Genomic DNA, 534 nt, shown 5'->3' with positions numbered 1-534 from the left:
ACTAAGGGTAAGTCCGTCTCGATTGATTCGCTCATCTTTGAGGTCAGCGATGATCCGGTCTTCCATTGCTTCTGTGAAGGGATAACCCGAGTTAGGATTCCATGTTGATTCATTATAACAACCCTTGCACCCGTGGTTACATCCAGCAACGAACAATACATTTCGAATGCCCTCTCCATTCAACATGTCAGTTGGGTAATAGTTGTGATAATTCATTTCTTTCTCACTGGCTTAGATGGAAGTTCACGATACTTCATTTCAGCCGATCCACAATCACGACAAATCCATTGAGTGCATTCTGTTTCAGCATACACCTTGTTCTTGCCACGCTTAGGAGAGCCCTCAGCGAGGGCTACCATAGTGTATTTACGAGAAGCCATGTAATTGCTACCACATTTAAAACAACTCATTAAAGACTCGCTGTAAATGTTCTCGCAATGACATCTCGCTGTTGCTCCGGAGTGTGGCTATTAAATCGAACAGCATATCCAGAGACACGAATAGTAAGCTGAGGATACTTATCAGGATTAGCAA

At 43.3% G+C, this 534-nt stretch carries 2 protein-coding genes; both read right to left on the bottom strand.

Going from position 1 to position 534, the window contains the following annotated elements; translation table 11 throughout:
- On the bottom strand, nt 1-186 hold a 186-nt coding region (locus N1032_RS27555; protein ID WP_259543914.1), incomplete at its 3' end, for a 4Fe-4S cluster-binding domain-containing protein.
- Between the two features lie 223 nt (nt 187-409).
- Nucleotides 410-534, bottom strand: a 125-nt coding sequence (locus tag N1032_RS27550) for a glycine radical domain-containing protein (protein ID WP_310795994.1), incomplete at its 5' end; no start/stop codon positions are given.

It is taken from the genome of Herbiconiux daphne (assembly GCF_024979295.1).
In the GTDB taxonomy this organism is placed as follows: domain Bacteria; phylum Actinomycetota; class Actinomycetes; order Actinomycetales; family Microbacteriaceae; genus Herbiconiux; species Herbiconiux daphnes.
The sequence above is the reverse complement of the archived record's forward strand: the minus strand, read 5'-3'. Positions and strand labels throughout refer to the sequence as shown.